The sequence below is a fragment of the Micromonospora sp. BQ11 genome (genome assembly GCF_052068135.1).
In the GTDB taxonomy this organism is placed as follows: Bacteria; Actinomycetota; Actinomycetes; order Mycobacteriales; family Micromonosporaceae; genus Micromonospora.
In genome coordinates, this window is the sequence record NZ_JBQHDB010000002.1 from 606,292 (window position 1) to 628,120 (window position 21,829).

General features: G+C 71.6%; 22 protein-coding genes and 1 pseudogene. 8 read left to right on the top strand and 15 right to left on the bottom strand.

Translation table 11 applies throughout. The annotated features are described in order from the left end of the window. Window positions 1-17 precede the first annotated feature (17 nt). The 3 genes from ACTMSW_RS06830 to ACTMSW_RS06840 form a co-directional block, all read right to left on the bottom strand. The gene (locus tag ACTMSW_RS06830) at window positions 18-1,076 is read right to left on the bottom strand and encodes a PhoH family protein (RefSeq protein WP_441179590.1); all 1,059 of its coding nucleotides are present in this window, start codon (window positions 1,074-1,076) and stop codon (window positions 18-20) included. Window positions 1,077-1,236: 160 nt separating this feature from the next. Next, window positions 1,237-2,607 carry a serine hydrolase domain-containing protein gene (locus tag ACTMSW_RS06835; RefSeq protein WP_441179591.1) on the bottom strand — a complete coding sequence of 457 codons (1,371 nt, stop codon included), beginning with the start codon at window positions 2,605-2,607 and terminating at the stop codon, window positions 1,237-1,239. After that, complete coding sequence (locus ACTMSW_RS06840; protein ID WP_441179592.1) at window positions 2,604-2,960, bottom strand: histidine triad nucleotide-binding protein; 357 nt, start codon at window positions 2,958-2,960, stop codon at window positions 2,604-2,606. Before ACTMSW_RS06840 ends, ACTMSW_RS06835 begins: the two co-directional genes overlap by 4 nt. 93 nt (window positions 2,961-3,053) lie before the next feature. Between ACTMSW_RS06840 and ACTMSW_RS06845 the strand changes: the two genes are divergently transcribed. Together ACTMSW_RS06845 and ppk2 are read left to right on the top strand one after the other, a co-directional pair. Further along, complete coding sequence (locus tag ACTMSW_RS06845) at window positions 3,054-3,815, top strand: SDR family NAD(P)-dependent oxidoreductase (RefSeq protein WP_441179593.1); 762 nt, start codon at window positions 3,054-3,056, stop codon at window positions 3,813-3,815. A gap of 61 nt (window positions 3,816-3,876) precedes the next feature. Beyond that, window positions 3,877-4,785: a polyphosphate kinase 2 gene (ppk2, locus tag ACTMSW_RS06850; RefSeq protein ID WP_441179594.1), complete on the top strand. Its 909-nt coding sequence runs from the start codon at window positions 3,877-3,879 to the stop codon at window positions 4,783-4,785. A 59-nt stretch (window positions 4,786-4,844) separates the two neighbouring features. Here ppk2 and ACTMSW_RS06855 read toward each other — a convergent pair whose 3' ends face one another. From ACTMSW_RS06855 to hrcA, 3 genes are all read right to left on the bottom strand, one after another. Beyond that, window positions 4,845-5,579 (bottom strand): 16S rRNA (uracil(1498)-N(3))-methyltransferase, encoded by a 735-nt coding sequence (locus ACTMSW_RS06855; RefSeq protein WP_441179595.1) that lies wholly within the window; start codon window positions 5,577-5,579, stop codon window positions 4,845-4,847. A 2-nt stretch (window positions 5,580-5,581) separates the two neighbouring features. Next, on the bottom strand, window positions 5,582-6,727 hold the full coding sequence (gene dnaJ, locus ACTMSW_RS06860) for a molecular chaperone DnaJ (protein WP_441179692.1): 1,146 nt from the start codon (window positions 6,725-6,727) through the stop codon (window positions 5,582-5,584). Between the two features lie 75 nt (window positions 6,728-6,802). Next, the gene (hrcA, locus tag ACTMSW_RS06865) at window positions 6,803-7,825 is read right to left on the bottom strand and encodes a heat-inducible transcriptional repressor HrcA (RefSeq protein ID WP_357029898.1); all 1,023 of its coding nucleotides are present in this window, start codon (window positions 7,823-7,825) and stop codon (window positions 6,803-6,805) included. A gap of 188 nt (window positions 7,826-8,013) precedes the next feature. Between hrcA and ACTMSW_RS06870 the strand changes: the two genes are divergently transcribed. Continuing rightward, window positions 8,014-8,700, top strand: coding sequence for a DUF4870 domain-containing protein (locus ACTMSW_RS06870; RefSeq protein WP_441179596.1), 687 nt, complete (start codon window positions 8,014-8,016; stop codon window positions 8,698-8,700). 80 nt (window positions 8,701-8,780) lie between these two features. Here ACTMSW_RS06870 and hemW read toward each other — a convergent pair whose 3' ends face one another. Next, entirely contained in the window at window positions 8,781-10,004 is a 1,224-nt protein-coding gene (gene hemW, locus ACTMSW_RS06875) for a radical SAM family heme chaperone HemW (protein ID WP_441179597.1), read from the bottom strand. 20 nt (window positions 10,005-10,024) lie between these two features. Between hemW and ACTMSW_RS06880 the strand changes: the two genes are divergently transcribed. The 3 genes from ACTMSW_RS06880 (at window position 10,025) to ACTMSW_RS06890 (ending at window position 12,959) form a co-directional block, all read left to right on the top strand. After that, window positions 10,025-10,834, top strand: a complete 810-nt coding sequence (locus tag ACTMSW_RS06880; RefSeq protein WP_441179599.1) for an enoyl-CoA hydratase-related protein — start codon at window positions 10,025-10,027, stop codon at window positions 10,832-10,834. A gap of 135 nt (window positions 10,835-10,969) precedes the next feature. Next, window positions 10,970-11,833: a hypothetical protein gene (locus ACTMSW_RS06885; protein ID WP_441179600.1), complete on the top strand. Its 864-nt coding sequence runs from the start codon at window positions 10,970-10,972 to the stop codon at window positions 11,831-11,833. 220 nt (window positions 11,834-12,053) lie between these two features. Next, complete coding sequence (locus ACTMSW_RS06890) at window positions 12,054-12,959, top strand: phytanoyl-CoA dioxygenase family protein (RefSeq protein WP_441179601.1); 906 nt, start codon at window positions 12,054-12,056, stop codon at window positions 12,957-12,959. A gap of 71 nt (window positions 12,960-13,030) precedes the next feature. On the opposite strand, the gene ACTMSW_RS06895 is transcribed toward ACTMSW_RS06890, so the two are convergent. The 8 genes from ACTMSW_RS06895 to ACTMSW_RS06930 all read right to left on the bottom strand — a co-directional run bounded on the left by ACTMSW_RS06895 (window position 13,031) and on the right by ACTMSW_RS06930 (window position 20,993). Further along, on the bottom strand, window positions 13,031-13,666 hold the full coding sequence (locus tag ACTMSW_RS06895; RefSeq protein WP_441179602.1) for an MOSC domain-containing protein: 636 nt from the start codon (window positions 13,664-13,666) through the stop codon (window positions 13,031-13,033). 114 nt (window positions 13,667-13,780) lie between these two features. Further along, window positions 13,781-14,647 carry a carbohydrate ABC transporter permease gene (locus tag ACTMSW_RS06900; RefSeq protein ID WP_441179604.1) on the bottom strand — a complete coding sequence of 289 codons (867 nt, stop codon included), beginning with the start codon at window positions 14,645-14,647 and terminating at the stop codon, window positions 13,781-13,783. Then, on the bottom strand, window positions 14,644-15,630 hold the full coding sequence (locus ACTMSW_RS06905; RefSeq protein WP_441179605.1) for a carbohydrate ABC transporter permease: 987 nt from the start codon (window positions 15,628-15,630) through the stop codon (window positions 14,644-14,646). Before ACTMSW_RS06905 ends, ACTMSW_RS06900 begins: the two co-directional genes overlap by 4 nt. Further along, the gene (locus ACTMSW_RS06910; protein WP_441179606.1) at window positions 15,627-16,916 is read right to left on the bottom strand and encodes a sugar ABC transporter substrate-binding protein; all 1,290 of its coding nucleotides are present in this window, start codon (window positions 16,914-16,916) and stop codon (window positions 15,627-15,629) included. The genes ACTMSW_RS06905 and ACTMSW_RS06910 overlap by 4 nt, the downstream gene beginning before the upstream one ends. Before the next feature lie 218 nt (window positions 16,917-17,134). Further along, window positions 17,135-17,419, bottom strand: coding sequence for a GlsB/YeaQ/YmgE family stress response membrane protein (locus ACTMSW_RS06915; protein ID WP_441179607.1), 285 nt, complete (start codon window positions 17,417-17,419; stop codon window positions 17,135-17,137). A 378-nt stretch (window positions 17,420-17,797) separates the two neighbouring features. Next, complete coding sequence (gene lepA / locus ACTMSW_RS06920; RefSeq protein ID WP_441179608.1) at window positions 17,798-19,675, bottom strand: translation elongation factor 4; 1,878 nt, start codon at window positions 19,673-19,675, stop codon at window positions 17,798-17,800. Window positions 19,676-19,839: 164 nt separating this feature from the next. After that, on the bottom strand, window positions 19,840-20,373 hold the full coding sequence (locus tag ACTMSW_RS06925) for a DUF4240 domain-containing protein (protein WP_441179610.1): 534 nt from the start codon (window positions 20,371-20,373) through the stop codon (window positions 19,840-19,842). Next, complete coding sequence (locus tag ACTMSW_RS06930) at window positions 20,370-20,993, bottom strand: DUF4240 domain-containing protein (RefSeq protein WP_441179611.1); 624 nt, start codon at window positions 20,991-20,993, stop codon at window positions 20,370-20,372. The genes ACTMSW_RS06925 and ACTMSW_RS06930 overlap by 4 nt, the downstream gene beginning before the upstream one ends. A 132-nt stretch (window positions 20,994-21,125) precedes the next feature. Between ACTMSW_RS06930 and ACTMSW_RS06935 the strand changes: the two are divergent. Both ACTMSW_RS06935 and rpsT read left to right on the top strand, forming a co-directional pair. Next, window positions 21,126-21,275, top strand: a pseudogene (locus tag ACTMSW_RS06935) (aminoglycoside phosphotransferase family protein); the annotation flags it as partial. A 202-nt stretch (window positions 21,276-21,477) separates the two neighbouring features. Beyond that, the gene (gene rpsT, locus ACTMSW_RS06940) at window positions 21,478-21,744 is read left to right on the top strand and encodes a 30S ribosomal protein S20 (RefSeq protein ID WP_357039806.1); all 267 of its coding nucleotides are present in this window, start codon (window positions 21,478-21,480) and stop codon (window positions 21,742-21,744) included. Window positions 21,745-21,829 lie beyond the last annotated feature (85 nt).

Below are 21,829 nucleotides of genomic sequence, written 5' to 3' on the forward strand. Positions count from 1 at the left end.
AGTCTTCCCTCGGTGGTCTAGCGGCGCCGGCCGGCCCGGCCGCCCTGGGCGGTCCGCCCCGGCACGGCGTGCACGCCCTGCGCCTGCTGGTTCTCCCGCTCGGCGTCCCAGCGGGCGTACGCGTCGACGATCTCCCCCACCAGCTTGTGCCGAACCACGTCCGAGCTGGAGAGCGGGGCGAAGTGCACGTCCTCGACGTTCTCCAGGATCTCCCGGACGACCCGCAGGCCGCTGGTCGTCCCGCCCGGGAGGTCCACCTGGGTGACGTCACCGGTCACGACGATCTTCGAGTTGAAGCCGAGCCGGGTGAGGAACATCTTCATCTGCTCGGGCGTGGTGTTCTGCGCCTCGTCCAGGATGATGAACGCGTCGTTGAGCGTACGGCCCCGCATGTAGGCCAGCGGCGCGACCTCGATCGTGCCCGCCGCCATGAGCTTCGGGATCGAGTCCGGGTCGAGCATGTCGTGCAGCGCGTCGTACAGCGGGCGCAGGTAGGGGTCGATCTTCTCGTTCAGCGTGCCGGGCAGGAAGCCCAACCGCTCGCCCGCCTCGACCGCCGGCCGGGTGAGGATGATCCGGTTGACCTGCTTGGCCTGGAGCGCCTGCACCGCCTTCGCCATGGCGAGGTAGGTCTTGCCCGTGCCGGCGGGGCCGATGCCGAAGACGATGGTGTGCGCGTCGATGGCGTCGACGTAGCGCTTCTGCCCGAGCGTCTTGGGACGGATGGTGCGTCCGCGCCGGGAGAGGATGTTGAGCGTCAGGACCTCGGCGGGCCGCTCGGCGCCGCCCTGCTCGAGCATGCCGACGGTACGCCGGACGGCGTCAGTGGTCAGGGTCTCGCCTTTCTCGATGAGCTCGAGCAGCTCACTGAAGAGCCGCTCGGCGACGGCGTTGTCCGCGGGGGCACCGGTGATGGTGATCTCGTTGCCCCGGACGTGCACGTCGCTGGCGAGCGAGCGCTCGACCAGTCGCAGGATCTCGTCACCCGCGCCGAGCAGGTTGACCATGATCTTGGAATCGGGAACCGTGATCCTGGTCTGCACCCGGGGCGGGCCGGGAGGTGGGGTGCCGGTCATGGGTCGGGCCGAAGGCCCTGCGCACCTGCTCTCGATCTCGGCGCCGGGCCTGGCGGCGCGGCGTGCGGACGTTCCCTCCATCGTATCGGGTCAACGCCGGTGGCACCCCGCCCATTTCCGCCGGCCCGGGTCGCCTCCCGCCCAGGCCGGCCCGCCCGTTTCAGGCCCGGAAGTCGTACCGGTCGAAGGTCTCCTGGTGCCGGGTGAAGCGGTAGGTCGCCCAGTGCATCCGGACCACCGCGCCGGAGGCGTCCCGGGTCAGGCGGAGCAGCTCACCCACCTCCCGGCCGGAGACCGTCCGGTACACGTCCGGCCGGTCCGGCAGCGGGGCGAAGACCGCCGGCGGCTTCCCCGCCGGGTCGTCCGCGCCCCGGGCCCGCAGCGCCCCGTCGTGCCAGGAGAAGACGTACTCGAACCCCTCACCCCACCAGCGTCCGAGCAGGCCGCGCACCTCCGGTGGGGCCGGTGGGCCCGGCCGCCACGGCACGATGTCGGCCGGGTCGTGCTCGGCCGCCGCCGCGAGCAGCCGGTGCGGCAGCTCGAAGACCTGTGCCGCGGTGCCGGAGGAGCCGAGCACCGCGACGCCCATCGCCCCGGCGGTGCCCTCTCCACCGCGCCGCCCGTAGACGGCGGCCAGGAAGCCCGGCATCGCCCCGTCGTGCCCGACGTGCACCACCCGGTCGCCCTGCGGGACCAGGATCAGGCCCAGCCCGAAGCCGCCGGACCAGACCGTCTCGTCGGTGACCGTCAGCGGCCAGCGCATCTCGTCGAGCGTGGTCGGGGCGAGGACCGCCCCGTCCGGGTCGAGCGTCGCCGGGTCGGCGAGGAAGGCGGCCCAGCGTGCCATGTCCGTCGCCGTGCTCCACAGCTGTGCCGCCGGCCCCATCGCCCCGAAGTCGGTGGGCTGCTCCGGATGGGCCTCGTCGGAGTACGCGTCGACGAGGAACCCGGTGGCCGCCGTCGGCCCGGGGGTGATCGTGGTGCCGGTGAGCCCGAGCGGGACGAGCACCCGCTCGGCGAGCACCTCCGCCCAAGTTCCGCCACGCAACCGCCCCACCAGCCGGCCCAGCAGCGCCATGCCCAGGTTGGAGTAGTGGTAGCGGCGGCCGGTGGGCAGCACCCGCTCCGCCCGGGCCAGGTCGGCCAGGAACTGCGCGGAGTCCGGCGCGCGCAGCGTGTCCCACACGTCGCCGTACGGCTCCCGTTGCAGGCCGGCGGTGTGCGACAGCAGCCGGCGTACGGTCAGCTCGCCGTGTGCCGGCAGGTCCAGGTGCCGGTCCAGCGGGTCGTCCAGGTCGAGCAGACCGTCGTCGCGGCACTGCACGGTCAGCACGGCGGTGAACGTCTTCGTGACCGAGCCGATCCGGAACGCCGTCTCCGGGCCGAGCGTCGTGTCGTTGCCGGTCTCCCCCACCTGGCAGGTCCACAGCGGCCGGTCGGCGCGGTGCAGCGCGGCGGCGACCGCCGGTACGCGGCCCTGCGCCTGGACCTGCCGCACCATCCGGTCGAGGCGGTCCCCCACCGGGGTCACGCCAGGTCCCGGGCCAGCATCGGTCCGAGCGGGGCGCCGCCGAGCAGGTGCGCGTGCACGTGGAAGACCTCCTGGCCGCCGTACCGGCCGGTGTTGAACATCAACCGGAAGCCGTCGCCGAGCAGCCCCTCGTCCTCGGCCACGGCGGCGGCCGTGGCCAGCACCTCCCCGGCGAGCGCCGGGTCACCCTGGCTGAGGGTCGCCACGTCGGCGTAGTGCTCCTTCGGCACCACCAGCACGTGTACCGGGGCCTTCGGGTCGACGTCCCGGAACGCCAGGGTGGTGGGGGTCTCCCGGACGAGGGTGGCCGGGATCTCCCCGGCGACGATGCGGCAGAACAGACATTCGGTCACCCGGGCAGTGTAAGGAAGGGCCCCTTCTTAACGCCTGCGGTAGAGGAAGGGTCCCTTGTTAACACCCGCCCCCGCTGCGGCAGGATGGCCGGCGTGACTTCACGGGCGGTACTGGTGACAGGGGCCTCGCGCGGCATCGGGCGCGCGGTGGCGACGGCGTTCGCGGCCGGCGGCGACCGCGTGGCGATCCACCACCGCGACTCCGCCGACCTGGCCGAGGCGCTCCGCGCCGACCTGCCGGGTGACGACCACGTGGTGGTGCGCGCCGACCTGACCGACCCGGAGGCCGTACGGGCGATGGTGGACGAGGCCGCGCACCGGCTCGGCGGGCTGGACGTGCTGGTCAACAACGCCGGCGTGTACGGCGACCGGGACCGGCCGCACCCGGTCTTCGGTGCCTCCTACGAGGACTGGCAGGCGCAGTGGCGGGCGGTCCTGGAGACCAACCTGACCGGCGCGGCCAACGTGACCTGGTGCGCCGCCCAGCACATGCGGGAGCGTGGCGGCCGAATCGTCAACGTCTCGTCCCGGGGCGCGTTCCGGGGTGAACCGGATCAGCCCGCCTACGGCGCCAGCAAGGCCGGGTTGAACGCCCTCGGTCAGTCCCTCGCGGTGGCGCTCGCGCCGTACGGCATCGCCGTGGCCTCGGTCGCGCCGGGCTTCGTGGAGACGGACATGACCACCGAGCACCTCAGCGGGGAGCGCGGCGACCTCATCCGGGCGCAGAGCCCCTTCAACCGGGTCGCCCGGCCGGAGGAGGTCGCCGCCGCCGTGCACTGGCTGGCCTCGCCGGAGGCGCAGTGGGCCTCGGGCACGATCGTCGACCTCAACGGCGCCTCCTACCTACGCACCTGACAGCGAACTGACAGCCGTCCCGATGTCGGATCGGCACCGGGACGGGGTAAGGGTCTCCGGCATGGCCGACACCGTGCTGGACCTCGCCGCCGACTACCGCGTGCTCGACGGCCACGACGACGACCCCATCCTGCTCAACCCCGACGGCAGCCCGGTGGACACCTGGCGCGAGGACTACCCGTACGACGAGCGCATGGACCGCGACGAGTACGACCAGCAGAAGCGGCTGCTCCAGATCGAGCTGCTCAAGCTCCAGGAGTGGGTCCGCGACACGGGTGAGCGGCTGGTGGTCCTCTTCGAGGGGCGCGACGCCGCCGGCAAGGGCGGCACCATCAAGCGCTTCATGGAACACCTCAACCCGCGCGACGCCAAGGTGGTGGCCCTGGTCAAGCCGAACGAGCGGGAGGCCACCCAGTGGTACTTCCAGCGTTGGCTGGCACACCTGCCGGCGGCCGGCGAGATCGTGCTCTTCGACCGGTCCTGGTACAACCGGGCCGGGGTCGAGCGGGTGATGGGCTTCTGCTCACGCAAGGAGTACCTGGAGTTCCTGCGGCAGGCCCCGGAGCTGGAGCGGATGCTGGTGCGCTCCGGCATCCGGCTGGTCAAGTTCTGGTTCTCGGTGTCGCAGAACGAGCAGCGGACCCGCTTCGCGGTCCGGCAGGTCGACCCCGTACGCCAGTGGAAGCTTTCTCCCATGGACATCGCCTCGCTGGACAAGTGGGACGAGTACACCGAGGCCAAGGAGGCGATGTTCTTCTGGACCGACACGGCGGACGCGCCGTGGACGGTGGTGAAGAGCAACGACAAGAAGCGCGCCCGGCTGGAGGCGATGCGGCACGTGCTGAACCGCTTCGACTACGCCGAGAAGGACCGCGAGGTGGTGGGCGTGCCGGACCCGCTCATCGTCGGCCCCGCCGGCCTCGACCTGCGACCCGACGACCAGCCGGTGCAGGTCTTCCCCCGTCCCTGACGTTAAGAAGGGGCCCTTCCTCTACCGGAGGCGTTAAGAAGGTGCCCTTCCTTACACCGTCACCAGCGGTTCAGGCGGGCGGAGAGCACCGACAGCGCCGCGACACCGGCGGTGGAGGTACGCAGCACCGACGGCCCGAGCCGCACCGGCCGGGCACCGGCCTCGGCGAAGGCGTCCAGCTCGGCCGGGGCGATGCCGCCCTCCGGGCCGACCACCAGCACGATCTCCCCGGCGTCGGGCAACGGCACGGTGGCCAGCCGCTCGTCGGCCTCCTCGTGCAGCACGTACGCGGCGGCGGCTCCCGCGATCCGGCGGGTCACCTGCGCTGTCGACTCGTCCGGCGCGCCGGCCACCACCGGCAGCCACGCCCGACGGGCCTGCTTGGCGGCCTCGCGGGCGGTGGACGCCCACTTCTCCCGTGCCCGTAGGCCCCGGTCGCCGCGCCACTGGGTCACCGAGCGGGCGGCGGCCCAGGGCACGATCTCGTCCACGCCCACCTCGGTCATCGCCTGCACGGCGAGTTCGCCGCGGTCGCCCTTGGCGATGCCCTGCACCACCACGAGGCGCGGGACGGGCGCGTCCACGTACCCCCGGGAGACGACGTCGAGGTCCAGGGTGCCCCGGCCGACGGCGGTGACCACGGCGACGGCCGTGCCGCCCCGCCCGTCGGCCAGGAGCAGCTCCTCGCCGACGCGCAACCGCTGCACGGTGGCGGCGTGATGCCCCTCGGGGCCGTCCAGGACGAGCTGGTCGGCCGCGGGCAGCGCCTCGACGAGGAACAGTGGCGCGGACACGGTCAGGCGTGACCGTTGAAGGCGTCGCGCATCCGGGAGAAGAAGCCGCCCTGCTTGGTCAGCTCGGCGACCTCCTCGCCCCGGGTCTTGGCGAAGTCGCGCAGCATCCGCTCCTGGTCGGCGTCGAGCTTGGTCGGGGTCCGCACGTCCAGGTGGACGTAGAGGTCGCCCCGGCCGGTGCCACGCAGGTGGGGTACGCCCCGGGCGCGCAGCCGCAGCGTGCTGCCCGGCTGGGTGCCGGCCTTGACGTCGACCGGCTCCTCGCTGTCCAGCGTCTTGATGGTCAGCCGGGTCCCCAGGGCCGCGGCGGTCATCGGCACGGTGACCCGGCAGTGCAGGTCGTCGCCCTTGCGGGAGAAGACGTCGTGCGGGCGCTCGTGGATCTCCACGTACAAGTCGCCGGCCGTGCCGCCGCCGGGGCCGACCTCGCCCTGCTGGGCGAGCCGGATCCGCATGCCGTCCTCGACCCCGGCGGGGATCTTGACGGTCAGCGAGCGGCGGGTACGCACCCGGCCGTCGCCGGCACAGGTCGGGCAGGGGTGCGGGATGGTGGTGCCGTAGCCCTGGCAGACGGTGCACGGGCGGGCGGAGACGACCTGGCCGAGGAAGGTGCGCTGCACCGACTGCACCTCGCCCCGACCACCGCACGCCTCACAGGTGGCCAGGTGGGTGCCGGCGGCGGTGCCCGCACCGGAGCAGGTGGTGCAGAGCACGGCGGTGTCGACGGTGATCGGCGCCTCGACGCCGAACGCGGTCTCCTGGAGGTCCAGTTCGAGGCGCAGGATCGCGTCGGCACCCGGCCGGGTACGCGGACGCGGTCCCCGCGCGCCTCCGGCGGCGCCGCCGAAGAACGCGTCCATGATGTCCTGGAAGCCGACGAACGGCCCCGCCCCGCCGGGGCCACCCGGACCGCCGGCGCCCCCGCCGCCCGGGGCGAGCGGGTCACCGCCCAGGTCGACGATCTGCCGTTTCCGGTCGTCCGAGAGGACCTCGTACGCGGCGTTGATGTCCTTGAACTTCTCCTGGGCCTCCGGGTCCGGATTCACGTCCGGGTGGAACTGCCGCGCCAGCTTGCGGTAGGCGCGCTTGATCTCGTCGTCGGAGGCTTCCCGGCTCACACCGAGGATGCCGTAGTAGTCCCTGGCCACTGCGTTCCGTGTCCTCATGTTCGTCTCGCGTTGCGCCGGTCGTCGGCGTCCAGTGACACCGACGACCCTGACTGGTCAGTTCTGGGCCAGCAGATCGCCCACGTAGCGTGCCACGGCACGTACCGTGGCGATGGTGCCGGGGTAGTCCATGCGGGTGGGCCCCAACACGCCGAGTCCGCCGACGATGGTCGCGCCGGGGCCGTACCCGGTGCTGACCACGGAGGCGGCGCGGAGGTTGTCGACCTCGTTCTCGTCGCCGATCAGCACCCGGGTGGTGCTCGGCTGGGTCTCGCCGATCAGTTTGAGGAGCACGACCTCCTCCTCCAGCGCCTCCAGGATGGGACGCAGGGAACCCTGGAAGTCGAGCAGGCCACCGCGGGTCAGGTTGGCCGTGCCGGCCAGGGCGATCCGCTCCTCGTGCCGCTCGACAAGCGTCTCCAGCAGCACGGTGGACAGCGTGGTCATGGCACCGCGCAGGTGCGGCGCCGACTCGTCCACCAGGGCCTGGACCAGGGGTGGGGTCTCCGACAGCCGGCTGCCGACCAGCTTCTCGTTGACCAGCCGGCGCAGGTCGGTGACGTCGTCGGCCGGGACCGGCGCGGGCAGCTCCACCAGCCGCTGCTCCACCCGACCGGTGTCGGCGATCATGACGAGCATCAGGCGGGTGGTGGAGATCGGCACCAGCTCCAGGTGACGCACCGAGGAGCGGGCGAGCGACGGGTACTGCACGACGGCGACCTGCCGGGTCAGCTGCGCCAGCAGCCGGACCGTGCGGTGCACCACGTCGTCGAGGTCCACCGCGCCGACCAGGAAACGCTCGATCGCCCGGCGCTCGGCCGGGCTCAGCGGCTTGACCCGGGACAGGCGGTCCACGAAGAGCCGGTAGCCACGGTCGGTGGGCACCCGCCCCGCACTGGTGTGCGGCTGCCGGATGTAGCCCTCCTCCTCCAGCACCGCCATGTCGTTGCGCACGGTCGCCGGCGAGACGCCGAGCTGGTGCCGCTCGACCAGCGCCTTGCTGCCGACGGGCTCCTGCGTGGCGACGTAGTCCTCGACGATCGCGCGCAGCACGGCGAGTTTGCGGTCGTCGAGACCCATCCTCCCCACCTCCTGTCGCACGTCGGGCCGGGCGCGCGGCGCGGACCCGGGCAGCGGCCTGGCACTCGACTGTAGCGAGTGCCAGTCTACGTCGGCAGGGCCGGCATCGCGATGATCAATGACGGACCGGACATCCCGGGCGGTGTCGCTCTGGTGTGCCCTTGCCGACTGCCCCTACCGTGACGTCCATGACTGAACCACCTCGCCCTCCCGGCGCGGGAGACCCGGACCCGACCGTTCCGTCGGGGTTCCCCGGCCCGCCCGCCCCGGACGAGCCCACCGCACCACTGTCCGGGGCACCGGGCGCGGGCGGCTATCCCCCGCCCGGTGGCTATCCGCCACCCTCCGGTGACGCCCCGACGTCGGGCGGCTACCCGCCGCCCGGCGGCTATCCCCCCGCCGGTGGCTATCCGCCTCCGGGCGGGTATCCGCCTCCCGGCGGGTATCCCCCACCCGGCGGTTATCCGCCTCCCGGTGGCGGCTACCCGGCCGGCGGCGCGTACGGCCCGCCGCCCGGCTACCCCACCGCCGAGGACAAGACGTGGGCGTTGGTGGCGCACTTCGGCGGCCCGCTCGGCGTGATCGTCGGCGGCGGCCTGTTCGGCTGGGTCGCGCCGCTCATCGCGATGATGACCCGCGGCCAGCAGTCACCGGTGGTACGGGCACACGCGGTCGCCGCGTTGAACTTCCAGCTCACCTGGGCGGTCGTCGGTGTGCTGAGCTGGGTGCTCACCCTGATCACCTGCGGCGTGCTCTTCTTCGTTCCGATGCTCGTCTGGGTCGTCCCGGTGATCTTCGGGATCATCGGCGGTGTCAAGGCCAACGAGGGTGTGCTGTACCGCTACCCGATGACCTACTCCTTCGTGAAGCGCTGACGTCGCGCCGGCCGCTCCCCCGGCCGGCGCCGAGGTCCGGTCCTTCCGAACGGAGCACCGGCGAGGTGGAGGACCGGGCCTCAGGGCAGCAGATCCCGGACGACCGCGTCGGCCAGCAGTCGTCCGCGCAGGGTGAGCACGGCCCGGCCGGCCGCGTACCGGTCGGGGTCGAGCAGCCCGTCGGCGAGTGCGCGGTCCGCGCCGGCCCGGCCGGCGGCGTCGAGGGCGTCCAGCGGCAGCCCGGAGGCGAGCCGCAGGCGCAGCATCACGTCCTCCATGTGCGCCTCGTCCGGGCCAAGCAGCTCCCGCGCCAGACCGGGTGACTCCCCGGCGGCCAGGCGCTGCGCGTACGTCGTGGGGTGCTTGACGTTCCACCAGCGCACGCCGCCCACGTGGCTGTGCGCCCCCGGCCCGAGGCCCCACCAGTCCGCGCCGGCCCAGTAGAGCAGGTTGTGCCGGCACCGGGCCGCCGCGGAGCGCGCCCAGTTGGAGACCTCGTACCAGGAGAAGCCGGCCGCGCCCAGGGCGGCCTCCGCGGCCAGGTAGCGGTCCGCGGCGACGTCGTCGTCCGGGTACGGCAGCTCGCCGCGGCGCATCCGCGCGGCGAGCCGGGTGCCGTCCTCGACGATCAGGGCGTACGCGCTGACGTGGTCGACCCCGGCGGCCACCACCTGGTCGAGGGAGGCGGCGAAGTCCTCCGCGCCCTCCCCCGGCGTCCCGTAGATCAGGTCGAGGTTGACGTGGTCGAAGCCGGCGTCACGGGCCTCCGCGGCGGCGGCCACGGCCCGGCCGGCGCTGTGCTTCCGGTCCAGGATCGCGAGCACACCGGGCGCGGCGGACTGCATGCCCAGCGAGATCCGGGTGTAGCCGGCGGCCCGCAGCGTCTTCAGCGACTCCGGCGTGACCGACTCGGGGTTCGCCTCGGTGGTGACCTCGGCGTCGGGGGCGAGCCCCCAGGTGCGGTCGATGGCGTCGAGGATCCGCGCGAGGTCGTCGGCGGGCAGCAGCGTCGGGGTGCCGCCGCCGACGAAGACGGTGTCCACCCGTGGAGGCGGGCCCTCACCGAGCACCCGGCGGGCCAGCGCCAGCTCGGCGAGCACGGTGTCGGCGTAGCCGTCCCGGCTCGCCCCACCGCCCAGCTCGGCGGCGGTGTACGTGTTGAAGTCGCAGTAGCCGCAGCGGCTGGCGCAGAACGGGACGTGCACGTACACCCCGAAGCCCCGTGCGCCGACCGCGCGGGTGGCGGTCGCGGGGAGCGACCCGTCGACGGGGACGGGTTCGCCATCTGGAAGGACGCCGGGCATGGCCACTAGTGTGCCCTCACATGACCTCTCCCGACGCGCTCGTGCGGGTCTCCACGGCCCGCGGGGTGACCACCCTCACCCTGGACAGCCCGCACAACCGCAACGCGCTCTCCACCCCGCTCATGACGTCGCTGCTGGACGGCATCGCCGCGGCGGTCGCCGACGACGCCGTACGGGTGATCGTGCTGGACCACACCGGCCCGGTCTTCTGTTCCGGGGCGGACCTCAAGGAGACCGCCGCCGCGTACGCCAGCGGCTCGGTGCCGGCCGGGATGCTGGGTGACGTGCTCGCGGCGGTCTGGGAGTGCCCGAAGCCGGTGGTCGCCCGGGTGGCCGGGCCGGCGCGGGCGGGCGGCCTCGGCCTGATCGCGGCGGCCGACCTGGCGGTGTGCGCGCAGGAGGCGACGTTCGCGTTCACCGAGGTACGGATCGGCGTGATCCCGGCGGTGATCTCGGCGACCGTGCTGCCCCGGCTGCACCCGCGTGCCGCCGCCGAGCTGTACCTCACCGGGGACACCTTCGACGGCCGGCGGGCCGCCGAGGTCGGGCTGGTCACCGCCGCCGTGCCGGCCGCCGAGCTGGACGCGGCGGTGGCGCGGTTCTGCGACTCGCTGGTCCGGGGTGCGCCGGGTGCGCTCGCCGGGGCGAAGGAACTCCTGCGCCGGCGGCCCGCGACCGACCTGCGGGAGGAGATCGCCGACCTGTCGACCATCTCCACCGGATTCTTCCTGTCCGAGGAGGGAATGGAGGGCGTGCTCGCCTTCCGGGCGAAACGACCGGCTCGATGGGTGGCCGCTCTGGACGATGCTCCAGGTGAGCGTGCCGACTGATCGGGCGGTTCCGGGAGGGCGTGCAGGCTGACCAGGCCGTCTGCGCCGCCACGCCCGGGTGGACCGGAGGGAACCGGTCGGACGACCCGGATCAGCCGAACGGGGACGTACGCTAGTCGGACTGTCGATGTGGGGGTGCAGGTGCGAACTCGGGCAGTCGTGGCGGGCGGTGTGGTCCTCCTCCTGGTGGCCGTGGTCGGCATCTGGATCGTCGTCCGGCAGTTCGGGGAGACGCTCCGCCTCCCGCTGAGCAGCCGGACGTGCACGGTGCAGGCCGACGGCGAGGTGGCGCTCGACGCCGACCAGATGGCCAATGCCGCCACGATCGCGGCCATCGGCATCCAGCGGGGCATGCCCGAGCGGGCGGTGGTGGTGGCGCTCGCCACCGCGTACCAGGAGTCCGGCCTGCGCAACCTCTCCGGGGGCGACCGCGACTCGGTGGGCCTCTTCCAGCAGCGCCCGAGTCAGGGGTGGGGCACGCCGACCGAGATCCGCGACCCCCGGTACGCGGCTAACCGGTTCTACGCGGCGCTGAAGAAGGTGCGCGGCTGGGAACGGATGCGGGTCACCGACGCGGCCCAGAAGGTCCAGCGCTCCGCTTTTCCCGAGGCGTACCAGAAGTGGGCGGACGAGTCGGAGGTGCTGAGCCGGGCGCTGCTCGGCGAGGCCACCGGCGCGGTCGCCTGCACGATCGGCCGCGATCCGCTGCGCCGCGGTCAGGTCGCCACCGCCGCCCTGACCCGGGGCCTCACCCTGGACTGGGGCCTCGCGGCGACCGCCGCCGCGTCCGATCTGACCAGCCTGACGATCGCCGCCGCCGACGAGCGCGGCGGCTGGCGGTACGCGCACTGGCTGGTGTCGCACGCCCAGGACAACGGCGTCCGGAAGGTCCGCTTCGGTGGCCTGGAGTGGACCGCCGACGGAGGCACCTGGGATCCGGTGGACGGTGCGGACGGCCCGTCCGCGCGGGTGGTGGCGGAAGTCGTCGCCGACGCCTGAACGACCCCGATCTCCCTACCAGCAGTGATCGCACAATGGGTCAACGGGCTGCAGACCAGGCATTTCATACCAGAGCGCTGACTGTCAGTCACCGTTCCGCTCCCCGCCGTTCGGGCACCGGCCGTCGGGACGACCGGCCCTCCCGGCGGGCGAATCGGCACGTTACGATCGGCGGCCTGTGCCAGAAATGGTTTCACCGCCTCATGGGGAGGGGTACGACGTGGCGTTCGACTACGGCGACCGGACCGGTTACGAGCCGATCAGCGACATTGACCGCAAGGAGTTCCACGAGCAGGGGTTCCTCCTGCTGCGCAACGTCCTGACCGAGGACCACCGGGCGGCGCTGGAGGCGGCGGTGGACCGCGTCTACGCCGAGGAGAAGGCCAAGGGCAACACCACCAAGGACGGGACCCTGCACCTGCTGGGCTTCCTGGAGCGCGACGAGCTCTTCGGTGACCTGCTCACCCACCCGGTCGCGTTCCCGTACATGTGGGGCCTCGCGGGCTGGAACATCTACACCCACCACAACCACCTGGACGTCACCCCGCCGGCGCTCGAGCCGGAGAAGCCCTACTGGGGCTGGCACCAGGACGGGTACCGGCAGAACTCCGACCCGGAGACGATGGACCCGAACCTGCCCCGGCCGATGTTCTCGCTGAAGGTCGCGTACGTCCTGTCCGACCTGTCGGAGAACGGTCGCGGCGCGACCAAGGTGATCCCGGGCAGCCACCTGAAGAACTCGCTGCCCCGTCCGAAGGACACCTCGGTGCACAACCCGGACCCGGAGGGCACGGTGGAGATCACCGCGAACCCGGGCGACGCGTTCATCTTCGACCGCCGCCAGTGGCACTCCCGGTCGACGAACCTGTCGACGATCACCCGGAAGATGCTGTTCATCGGCTACACCTACCGGTGGATCCGCCCGCTGGACGAGCTGCACATCGACAAGGACGGCGAGTGGTGGGCCAACCGCACGCCGGTGCAGCGCCAGCTCTGCGGTGAGGGCACGCACACCGCGAACTACTGGGGCATCAACTGGGACGGCTACATCGACGACGAGATCCCGCTGCGCAAGGAGCTCAAGCAGCGCGACCTCCTCGACCGCAACATCCCCTGGCTCCGCTGACCGTGTAAGGAAGGGCCCCCTCTTAACGCCTCGCGTAGTAGAGGGGGCCCTTCTTAACACCTGAGGAACGCCTAGGCGCGCACCCTCCGGCGAGCCTTCTCCCGGATCGCCTCGGGCAGGTCCTCGGCCTCCAGCAGTCGGGGCAGCAGCTCCGGCTCCAGGTTGAGCGCCCGGAACACCTCGCCGATCGTCACCCCGTGCGCCGGCCGATCCACCACCTCGACCGGGTCGCCCGCGCCGACCTCGCCCTCGACGAGCACCCGCAGGTACGCGCCCGGCGTCGCCCGTACGGTGAACCGCTTGATCAGGTCCCGCATGCCCCAGAAGCCGGCGAATGTGGTGCACGGCGTGCGCGGCATCGTCACCTGGAGCACGGTCGACCCGACGGACCACTGCTCACCGATCACCGCGCCGGTCACGTCCACCGCCCACGTGGTGAGGTTCTCGCCGAACCCACCCGGTCGGATGCTCCGGCCGATCTCCGCCGCCCACCATCCGGCGTCCTCCTCGGCGTACGCGTAGACCGCCTTGTCCGGGCCGCCGTGGTGCGCGCGCTCGCCGATGAAGTCCCCGGCCAGCCCGCCCGGGCCGATCATCACCGCTCCGTCCACCGGCCGCTTGTCGATGCCGCTGCGACCGCTCGCGTCGCCGGCCCACTCCGCCTCAGTCACGATGCCGAGATTGACCGATGCCACCCTGCCCGTCATGGCGGTCAGCCTAGACCGCCCCCGGCTGTCCCTGGTCGGTCAGCCTGCCGGCGTGGACAGGCGCGCGCGCCGGCCGTCATCCGGCGCGCGGCTGCGGCGTGGTCCCCTGACGCCTCAGCCCTTGACGGCGCCGGCCACCAGGCCGGAGACCATCCGTCGCTGCACCAGCAGGAAGAAGACGATGACGGGGAGCGTGAAGATCGTCGAGGCGGCCATGACCGGGCCCCACGCGGTGTCGTCCCGGCCGAAGAAGAAGGTCATCGCCACCGGCAGGGTGTAGCGGTCCTGGTCGTTGATGAAGGTCAACGCGAAGATCAGCTCGTTCCAGGCGGTGATGAACGAGAAGATGCTCGTCGCCACCAGACCGGGCGCGACCAGCGGGAAGAGGATCCGCCGGAACGTCTGCGCGCGGGTGGCCCCGTCGATCGCCGCCGCCTCCTCCAGTTCCTTCGGCACCGCCGCGACGAAGCCGCGCAGCATCCACACCGCGAACGGCAGCGAGAAGCCGAGGTACGTGAGGATCAGGCTGGGCAGGGTGTTGTAGAGCCCGAGCCGCTGGATCATCAGGAACAGCGGGATGACCAGCGCCTCCAGCGGGATCATCTGGACCACCAGCAGCATGATCAGGAAGCTGGTGCGCAGGCGGAACCGGAACCGGGCCACCGCGGTCGCCGCGAGCAGCGCGACCAGCCCGCTCAACAGCACCGTGGCGACGGCGACGAGCACGCTGTTGAGGAAGAAGTCGGCGAAGGTCACGCCCGGGATGAGGTTGCCGGTGAGGATCTCCCGGTAGTGCTCCAGGGTGGGCTCGGCCGGCACCGGCCGGGGCGTGCTGGCGAAGATCTCCGCACTCGGCTTCAGCGAGGTGGCGATCATCCAGTAGACCGGGAAGGCCGCGAAGAGCGCCACCAGCAGCCCGGCGCCGTTGAGGGCGATCCGCCCCGCGCGTCGCGTCCCGCGTCCGCCTCCTGGCCGTGTCACGCGTCCTCCTCCTGCTTGAGCACCATGCGGACGTACAGGCCGGTCACCACCAGCAGGATCAGGGTCAGGATCACCGCGATCGCCGCGCCCAGGCCGTACTTCGGCGGGGGCGAGAACGCCTCCGCGTACGAGTAGACCGACAGCATGAAGGTGGGTCGGTCCTGGGTGCCGCCAGCCAGGACGTAGTACTGCGTGAAGACCTTGAAGTCCCAGATCGTGGAGAGCACGATCAGGATGCCGAAGACCGGCCGCAGCAGCGGGACGGTGATCTTCCAGAAGGCCTTCCAGGGGCCGGCCCCGTCGACCCGGGCCGCCTCGTGCAGCTCGCTCGGCACGCTCTTCAGGCCGGCCAGCACGCTGACCGCGATGAACGGGAACGAGTGCCAGACCACCACGAGGGTGAGGATGGAGAAGAACAGCAGCGGCGAGTTGAACCAGCCGTAGCCGGTCCAGTCGCTGCGACCGAAGAGGCCCTGCGAGATCCCGTCGGGCAGCGCGTTGAAGAACCAGGTGACCAGGCCGCTGGTGTCGTCGAAGATCCACTTCCAGACGATGGTGCCGGTCAGCGCCGGGGTGGCCCAGGCGAGCATCACGCAGCTCGCCACGAACGCGGCCATCCGCCGGCCCAGGCGGTTGAGCAGCAGCCCGACCAGGGTGCCGAGGACCATGGTCAGCACCACGTTGGCCAGGGCGAAGAACACCGTGTTGCGCAGCACCGACCAGAAGAACGGGTCCCCGAGGACGTCGGCGTAGTTCCCCAGCCCCACCCACGGCCACTCACGGTCCCCACGCATCTGGCGGACACTGTCGAGCCGGAAGAAGGACATCACCACCACCTGGCCGAGCGGCCAGAGCAGCAGGACGCCGATGATCACCACGCAGGGCAGGAGCAGCAGGTAGGGGAGGCGGTCCATCCGTCGACGCCGCCGCGCGGGGGTCTCCCGCGCGGCGGTCGTCTCCGGCGCCTCGGTCAGCGTGGTCACTTGGCGTTGAGGATGCTTTCCATCTCCGCGGCCGCGTCGGCGGTGGCCTTCTCGACCGTCTTCTGACCCTTCATGACCGAGCTGTTCATCGCCTGGGTCACCGTCTTGTTCCGGCTGACCTCGACCCACTTCGGGGTGAGCGGCGTGAGCTTGGTGTTCTGCAGCGTGGTGGCGAAGGCGGCCATGACCTTGTCGTTGGCGTACTTGTCGCCGCCCACCAGGTCCTTGTAGACCGGGAAGAAGCTGAGGCTGTCGGCGAAGGCCTGGTCGTTCTTCTTGTTCACCAGCACGGTCAGGTAGTCCCAGGCGAGGTCCTTCCGCTGGCTGTCCTCCCAGACCGCGACATCGGAACCGCCGGCGAAACCGGGAGCTGGCTGGCCGTTCGGACCGGGGATCGGGAACGTGCCCCAGACCTTCTCGATCTCGGGGTTGTCCTTCTTGATCGCGCCCTGCTGCCAGCTGCCCCCGAAGGCCATCGCCGCCTTACCGGTGGCGAACTGGGTCCGGGCGTCGACCTCGTTCCAGCCCGCGGCGGCCGGCGGGGCGACCTTGTGCACGGTCACCAGGTCGGTCCAGAACTTGACCGCCTTCTGGGCCTCCGGCGTGTTGTAGCCGGACTTCCAGGTGTCGCCGTCCTTGGTGGCGATCTCCGCGCCGGAACCCCAGAGGAAGGAGTAGAAGGGCAGCTCGGAGTTGCCCGGCAGGGCGAGACCGTACGTCCCGGGCTTCTTCGCCTGCACTGCCTTCGCCACGGTGACCAGCTCTTCCCAGCTCGTCGGCGGCTTCACCCCCGCCTCGGCGAACCAGTCGGTCCGGTAGTAGATGGCGCGGACGCCGGCGTACCACGGCACGCCGTACTGCTTGCCGTCGAGCTGGGCGTTCTTGACCAGGTCCGGCAGGATGTCCTTGCCCTCGGCCCAGCCGTCCATCCGGCTGGTCAGGTCGGCCAGCGCCTCCTGGGCCGCCCAGCCCTGGGTCTCGGTGTTGCCCAGCTCGGTGACGTCCGGTCCCTCACCGCCCGCCAGCGCCGCCTGGAACTTCTTGGGCGCCTCGAGCCAGGGGATGTACTGGACCACCACATCCGTTTCCGGATGCTTCTGCCGGAACTCGGACTCGACACCGTCGAGGAAGGAGGTCTGCGCCTCGCTGCCCTCGCCCATCATCCAGACCGTGAGTTTGCTGTTGTCGGCGGCCTCATCGTCACTGGAGCCACCGCAGCCGGTCAGCACCATCGCGGCCGATGCCACGACGGCGGTGACCGGGGCCAGCCGCTTCCACCTGTTCACGCCACATCTCCCTCGCGCCGCTTGGCACTAACCTTCTCCGCCGCACCTTAGTAGGAAAAATTCCTTTACGACAGTGGGGCGAGCGGGCGAAGCGAGGCGACCGTATCGCAGGTGCGCTGCCGAGCCGGCACAGGCATCGGGGCGAAAGAGGGCGTACCAACGCGAACGGGCGCCCGACCATCCCGGTCGGGCGCCCGTTGTTCAGGCTGTGCGAGTTTTTACCGGTGGGTGACACCCCGACGACGGCCGACGCCGGCGACCAGGGCCACCGCGACGGCGGCCAGCACGATCTGCAGCAGCAGCTCGCGCCAGTCGAAACCCTTGGTGTCGGCGAAGCCAGAGACCCGGGCGATGACGGTGCCCAGGAGGGCGGCGCCGACACCGATCAGCATGTGCAGCCAGATCGGCATGTCCTGCCGGCCCGGTACGACCAGGCGGGCGAGCGCGCCGATGATCAGACCGACGATCAGCGCGGTGATGATGCCCCAGACGGTCAGCTCCACGGTCGTTCTCCTTCACGAGAAATGATGAGTCTGTGGTTGTCAGTGCGGTGCTGGCCCCATGAGTTCCCGAATGGCTCGAAACCCAAACCGACTTTCCGGCACGCCGGTCGAACAATGGCCCAGAGGTGACGGACGACCGCCCCGATCCGAATCGACGCTGTCCACCGTCAATCCCGCACCCGGCTTCCCCTTCGGTCGAAGGGGTCGGCGCAGGTGGGACCCGCTGTGGCCGGCCACCGCCGCCGGGCCGTCCGAGCGGAGAAGTCCCGGGCGACGGCGCGCCACCGCGCGGGAACGCGACGACGCCCCGGTCGGCCCGGACCCGTGGGTTCCGGTCGCACCGGGGCGTCGTACGCCGTCGTTCGCCGAAGGCGCGGGTTACTTCTTGCCGGCGGGCTTGCCGTCACCGGAGTCCGAGGACAGGGCGGCGATGAAGGCTTCCTGGGGAACCTCCACCCGGCCCACCATCTTCATCCGCTTCTTGCCCTCCTTCTGCTTCTCGAGCAGCTTGCGCTTCCGGCTGATGTCACCGCCGTAGCACTTGGCGAGCACGTCCTTGCGGATCGCCCGGATGGTCTCCCGGGCGATGACCCGGCTGCCGATGGCGGCCTGGATGGGCACCTCGAACTGCTGGCGCGGGATCAGGCTGCGCAGCTTCGCCGCGATGGTGGTCCCGTAGTTGTACGCCTTGTCCTTGTGCACGATGGCGCTGAACGCGTCCACCGGCTCGCCGTGCAGCAGGATGTCGACCTTCACCAGGTCGGACGCCTGCTCGCCGGAGGGCTCGTAGTCCAGCGAGGCGTACCCCTTGGTGCGGCTCTTGAGCTGGTCGAAGAAGTCGAAGATGATCTCGGCGAGCGGCAGCGAGTACCGTAGCTCCACCCGGTCGGCGGAGAGGTAGTCCATGCCGAGCAGGCTCCCGCGGCGTCCCTGGCACAGCTCCATCACCGCGCCGACGTAGTCGTTCGGGGTCAGCACCGTGGCCCGCACCGTCGGCTCGAACACCTCGGCGATCTTGCCCGTCGGGTACTCGCTGGGGTTGGTCACCACGATCTCCTCGCCGTCCTCCGTGATGGCCCGGTAGACCACGTTCGGCGCCGTCGAGATCAGGTCGAGGTTGTACTCCCGCTCCAGCCGCTCCCGGATGATCTCCAGGTGCAGCAGGCCGAGGAAGCCGCAGCGGAAGCCGAAGCCGAGCGCGCCGGAGGTCTCCGGCTCGTAGTCGAGCGCGGCGTCGTTGAGCTTGAGCTTGTCCAGCGCGTCGCGCAGGTTCGGATAGTCGGACCCGTCGATCGGGTAGAGGCCGGAGTAGACCATCGGCTTCGGGTCCTTGTAGCCGCCGAGCGCCTCACGGGCCGGACGGCCGTTGATGGTGACCGTGTCGCCGACGCGGGACTGACGCACGTCCTTCACGCCGGTGATCAGGTAACCGACCTCGCCCACGCCGAGCGCCTCGGCCTTCACCATCTCGGGCGAGATGACGCCGATCTCCAGCAGCTCGTGCACCGCGCCCGTGGACATCATCTTGATCCGGTCGCGGGCGCTGATCCGACCGTCGATCACCCGGACGTACGTGACCACGCCCCGGTAGACGTCGTACACCGAGTCGAAGATCATCGCGCGGGCGGGCGCGACGGCGTCACCGACCGGCGGCGTGAACTGCCGGACGATCTCGTCGAGCAGGTACGGCACACCCTCGCCGGTCTTGCCGGAGACCCGGATGCAGTCCGCCGGGTCGCCGCCGATCAGGTGCGCGAGCTCCTCGGCGTACTTCTCCGGCTGGGCGGCCGGCAGGTCGATCTTGTTGAGCACCGGGATGATGCGCAAATCGTTCTCGAGCGCCAGGTAGAGGTTCGCCAGCGTCTGGGCCTCGATGCCCTGCGCGGCGTCCACCAGCAGGATGGCGCCCTCGCAGGCGGCCAGCGACCGGGACACCTCGTAGGTGAAGTCGACGTGGCCCGGGGTGTCGATCATGTTGAGCACGGCCTGCTCGCCGACCCGCTCGCCCTCCCGGATGGTCCAGGGCATCCGGACGGCCTGGCTCTTGATCGTGATGCCGCGCTCGCGCTCGATGTCCATCCGGTCGAGGTACTGGGCACGCATCTGCCGGGGGTCGACCACGCCGGTGAGCTGCAGCATCCGGTCGGCCAGGGTCGACTTCCCGTGGTCGATGTGGGCGATGATGCCGAAGTTCCTGATGCGCCCCGGGTCGGTGGCACCAGGAGCGTTCGCGCCGGAATCGAGCGTCGGTGGCACAGCGGTCCGTTCTGGTCGGCTGACGTGAGCAGGCCGGCGCGACGCCGGCCCCCTCTATGCTCCCACGTCGCCACGGCGGACCCGCTGCGCGGGCGATCCCGGGGCGGACGTCACCCACCGGAAGCCGTCCGCCGCAGGCCCGCGGCGTCACCCGGCGGGTGGTGTCACTCGGCGGGCGGCTCCACGAACAGGGCGGCCAGCTTCGGCAACCGCCGGCGGGCCTCCTCCTCGTCGTCGAAGTCCCAGAAGTCGTTGAGGTCGGGCTCCGGCACGGCCTCGGGCGCCGGCAGGTCGCTCGCGGTGGCCCTCCGGTACGCCTCCCAGGGCGCGGCGAGCATGTCCTCGCACTCGAACTCCTCGCCACTGAGCGAGGCGGCCCGGACCTTCGGCAGCTCGGCCAGCGAGTCGGGGTCGGAGACGGCGCGGGCGAACACCGCCCGCCCCTGCGTCATCAGCCAGCCCCGGAAGTACTCGAAGCCGTCGTCGGAGGCGCCACCGTTGATCAGGTACGCGGCACCCCACAGGTCCACCCGATAGGAGGCGGCCAGCACACGGCGCTGGTGCTCGGCGTACCCGACGATCTCCTCCGGGGGCAGCTCGGCGAGCAGGGCGACGGTCCGCGCGGCGACCGCGTCCGGCTCGCCGCCACCACCGGAGCGGGCGCTGTCGATCAACTGCCAGAAGTCGTCGGTCCTCATGGCCTGGCAGTCTCCCAGACGCCGACGCCGGTCCTGTCCTCGTGCGCCGGCAGCGGGAACATCGTGGCGAGGCGCGGGTAGCGACGGCGCAGCTCCGCCGGATCGTCGAGGTCCCACTCCTCGTCGGTCGGGTCGGGCGAGACGCCCAGCTCCCGGCCCCGCGCGGCCGCCGCGTCGTCCACCCCGTCGGCCCTGCCGGTGATCCGCTCGTAGGCCCGGTCGGCGACGTAGTCGAGGGCCTCCCAGTCCGGCCACTCGTCGTCGTCCCACGCGTCGACGGACCGGCCGGCCAGCCGCCGCACCACCGGCACGTCGGCCAGCGCGTCCGGATCGTCGACCACCCGCTCGAACGTCGCCCGTCCCAGGCCCACCAGCCACGCCTGGAAGTAGTGGAAGCCGTCGTCGGAGCAGAGCCCGGCGCAGATCAGCGACGCCGCTCCCCACAGCCGCCAGGTGTCCGCCCGGGTGCGCGCCTCGTCCAGCCGGCACGCGAAGTCGACCGCGTCGTCGGCCGGCCGTTCGGCCAGCCGGTCGGTGAGCCACGCCAGCCGCTCTTCGGGGTCGGCGGTGGCGTCGGCGGACGCCTCGATCAACGTCCAGAAGTCCTCGGTACCGATCACCCGCGCAGTATCGCCGTGCGGTACGACACGCGACCGTGGAGCATCGGAGGGTGCCCCCGTACGCCGCAGCCACCGGACGACCGGCGTGGTCCGCGCTGCCGGCGGGCCTGCGCGCCGCGGTCGCCGAGCGGCTCGGAGGCCCTGCGGTGGGGTGACGTCGCCGCCAGCCGGGAACCGGTCCCGGCGCTGCCGGCAGGGGTCCGGGACCGGCTGCCCGAGCTGGTCGCCCTGGAGTCCCGCCTCCCCGCGTACCCCGCCGCCGCGCCCGGCCTCGTCCACGGCCCGCCCACCAGCGCCGCAACGGGGAACGGGCCCTCGCCTGGCTCATCCGCCGGCGGAGCTGGCGGTGAGCGGTGCGGGCGCCGACCGGGAGGCGTTTTGGCTCGTCCCGGGCCACCTGGTAGCCTGGCTATTCGCGCAGCGATGACGCATGCTTGTCGCGCGCCCAAGCTGACCAACCCGAGCTATTAGACGAGGCTGTCGCGTGGCGAACATCAAGTCCCAGATCAAGCGCAACCGGCAGAACGAGAAGCGCCGGCTGCGGAACAAGTCGGTCAAGTCGTCGCTGAAGACCGCCATCCGGAAGTTCCACGAGGCCGCCGAGGCGGGCGACGTGGAGAAGGCGACCGCTCTCATGCAGGACGCCTCCCGCAAGCTGGACAAGGCGGTCAGCAAGGGCGTGATCCACTCGAACCAGGCCGCGAACCGCAAGTCCGCGATCTCGAAGCGCGTGGGTTCGCTCGCCGCCTGAGGCGACGTCCGTTCTGACCCGAAGCCCCGGGGCGACTCCCGGGGCTTCAGGCTGTCCACGTCCGGTGCGCGCGACGTCCACCGCG

Excerpts from the sequence above, each read along its gene's own strand:
- ACTMSW_RS06830 (WP_441179590.1), bottom strand. The coding sequence starts at position 1,076 with ATGACCGGCACCCCACCTCCCGGCCCGCCCCGGGTGCAGACCAGGATC.
- ppk2 (WP_441179594.1), top strand. The coding sequence starts at position 3,877 with ATGGCCGACACCGTGCTGGACCTCGCCGCCGACTACCGCGTGCTCGAC.
- hrcA (WP_357029898.1), bottom strand. The coding sequence starts at position 7,825 with ATGGGTCTCGACGACCGCAAACTCGCCGTGCTGCGCGCGATCGTCGAG.
- ACTMSW_RS06870 (WP_441179596.1), top strand. The coding sequence starts at position 8,014 with ATGACTGAACCACCTCGCCCTCCCGGCGCGGGAGACCCGGACCCGACC.
- hemW (WP_441179597.1), bottom strand. The coding sequence starts at position 10,004 with ATGCCCGGCGTCCTTCCAGATGGCGAACCCGTCCCCGTCGACGGGTCG.
- ACTMSW_RS06880 (WP_441179599.1), top strand. The coding sequence starts at position 10,025 with ATGACCTCTCCCGACGCGCTCGTGCGGGTCTCCACGGCCCGCGGGGTG.
- ACTMSW_RS06895 (WP_441179602.1), bottom strand. The coding sequence starts at position 13,666 with ATGACGGGCAGGGTGGCATCGGTCAATCTCGGCATCGTGACTGAGGCG.
- ACTMSW_RS06925 (WP_441179610.1), bottom strand. The coding sequence starts at position 20,373 with ATGAGGACCGACGACTTCTGGCAGTTGATCGACAGCGCCCGCTCCGGT.